1 protein-coding gene is annotated in these 2,864 nt (G+C 39.5%); it reads right to left on the bottom strand.

Annotation, left to right across the window (positions count from 1 at the left end; all coding sequences use genetic code 11):
* Positions 1 to 693: 693 nt before the first annotated feature.
* Positions 694 to 2,409, bottom strand: coding sequence for a DUF6377 domain-containing protein (locus HU824_RS19255; protein ID WP_176469728.1), 1,716 nt, complete (start codon positions 2,407 to 2,409; stop codon positions 694 to 696).
* Positions 2,410 to 2,864: the final 455 nt, after the last annotated feature.

Here is a 2,864-nt window from a genome sequence, read left to right as displayed (position 1 = left end):
CAAGCTTTTTTTGAGGATTTTTGAAAACTTTTCCATAAAATACTGACTGCCAGATATGTTTTAAAACATAATCCTTGAAGGAAAAAGAATACAGAAAAGTAAGGAACACATTATATATATACGAGCGAGATAATACCGAACAATCAACCATTGATATGAATACAAAAAACAAGGAAACACGTCGGAGAATAACTCGGAAATCAACAAATCAATGCAAATACTCAGACGAACAGATACCCCTGAGGACGAGAAACGGACGGGAAGACTCCGAACGAACGCGGGTGAAGAGGACAGGACAGCATGAGACAGCCAATAACCACAAAACAAGGAAAACAACTACAAAAAAAAATCGCTGTCAAAACCGACAAGGGGAATTAATTAACACAATAAAGAAAGGATTAAGAGCCGGGGTAAATTTTCTTCAAAAAGTTTTTTCAGCTTCTTCCCAAGCTTCTTTCCGGTCTGTTTTTCTGTTTCTATTCGTCACATAGCCCGCTATGCTCTTCATTAGAACAGAAAAACATCCTCAAAAAGAACTCTTAAAAGAATGCTGAAGAAAATTTAAACAGGCTCTAATACAAATCGGGACAATCAAAAATCGGGATAGAACAAAGAGTACATTACAGTTTTTATTTTAACTCTTAGGTATAATCGACGCGTCATACAGCCGACAATCATCAGTAAAAGCCTTTATCAAGTCCACTTCTGTGCCCTACCCAAAGAACGCACAGCAGCAGCAAACTCTTCCCGAGGAATGATAGCCTTATTACGTGTCTTCAAACGATTATTATAAACGGTCTGAGGTGAATAATGCAAGAATTCGGCAATCTTCACACTATCAGTGATACCTAAACGCACCAAAGCATAAATGCGCAATTCCGTATTCAGCAGCTCACCATCTTTTAGCACAATCTGCTCGTCAGGATGGAGCAAGGCATTGAAGTCACTTACGAAATCCGGATAAATGTGCAAGAAGATAGCATCAAAGTTATGATAGAACTCTTTCAACTCATTCTGTGCCATAGAATGAGTATCGGTCAATGCTTTCACATCCTCCAACTGGTTTGCCTTAAGCTTACGATTGATATTTTTCCGATACTCATCCAGCTTACTGATATAATTGGAACAAATGGAAAAGACATAACCTATGTATTCCTCCTTCACATAGTTGGATTCACGAAGCTGATTATTGGTATCCCTCAACTGTTCATTCAAAGAAGTAAGCTGTACATTCGTTTCTGCCACTTGTCCGTGCATTTTCGAAAGTTCTTCCACATGCTTATTCAGGCGGTTGTTTGCCTCATTCAGCTGTTGGCGCGACTGCTTCAATCGCTTCATCTGCTTATATATATACAGGAAGGCAAACAAGGATATCAAGGACAAGACACTGACCAGTACCAAATACATACGTAACCGCGCTTCTTGCCTCTGATTACGTTCCTGATAGATCTGATGAATGGTGTCCTGCACTGCAGAGATGCCCACTACCCTCACCCGGTTCCGATATGCCAAGGCATTCTGCAAACAGTAACTCATGTAGACATAGGCATGGTCAATATCACCCAAACTAAAAAGTACCCCCGCCAGCTCTTCCAACGAAGCAATATCTTTATTGGAGATACGTACATCGGCCATAGCAGAATATATCAGGTAAGTCAGATAATTTTCCTGCTCATCGGACTCGCGATAAAAGCAGGCCAGCACGTAAGCATTCATGGCATCGCGCCGAGTGTCGAATGCAGAATTAAGAATTCCCTTCTGCAAACGTTCTTTAAAAACATACATACTGTCCGTACCTTGTACTACCTGCCCTTTATACCACAAGAACAAGGGGTCTTCAGGGGTAAGAACCATATTCAAAGAGTCCTTGTAAACACGCTCCAACTGTGCATAATGTTCATGCAAAGTACCCATTTCACTACCGGTATACTGATTGAAATGCGAATACAGATACAGCATTTGCCCGTAATAGTCCACTAACAATTCTTTGGGGAGCGAACCGCCTGAAACTCCGCGCAATTCATCCTGAGCTTCTTTCAACAAACCGGTGGCAGCCAACAGAAAAGACTTTTTTATCTTCCACTCCATCTGCCGGTATTTATCATTCTGCTTATAAACTATATCCAAATTGTCTACCACATAATTCATTGCAGAATCGGCGTTATAGACGCAATACTCATCATAAAGATTTTTATTCAGCCAATATCTCTCTTCCAAAGTACGCACATCCTTTTGCAGCTTGTGCAACTGGGCAATCTTCGCCTCTTTAAGCATAGCAAACGTGGTTTTTTGCGCAATCAGAGAGTCAAGGCGCACCAGCAGTTCTTTTATCTTTTCACTGTAAGGTGCCGCATTCAGAAAGGTACACCCCATCAGTAAAAATAGTAAAGCTATGATTTTTCTTTTCATTTCTATTATTCATATAAGGCTGAGAGCACAAAGATAAATTAATCTATCTAAACATAAGCTACTTCTACCCTAAAAAGTACATGAAAGTTAAGAGGTATTTCGACCATTTACAGCGATAAAACAGCATATACAGACCTCCTTCCATAGTAGCTGACCTTTACTTTATACAGCAATCCATAAGGATATAACTCACTATATATGTGATATTTACATTTCACTCACACTTACTTCTCCATATTACCCGCCTATCGGACGAATAAGGTTGTCCACTATCTTTGCAACAGAGAAAGAAAAGTGTACTATGGAAAACATCCAATCTCTATTAGAAGTAACTATTCAGCGAATCGAATACAATCAGGTTGGTCAGCAACAATTTTAGAATAATCCTCTGATTATCATCAAAATAACAGTGATTCTATTTGTGAATGTCAGATAAAATCGCTATCTTTGTATCT

The organism is Bacteroides sp. L10-4 (assembly GCF_013373675.1).
In the GTDB taxonomy this organism is placed as follows: Bacteria; Bacteroidota; Bacteroidia; order Bacteroidales; family Bacteroidaceae; genus Bacteroides; species Bacteroides muris.
Note: the sequence above shows the minus strand (reverse complement) of the source record. Positions and strands in the feature narration are given on the sequence as shown.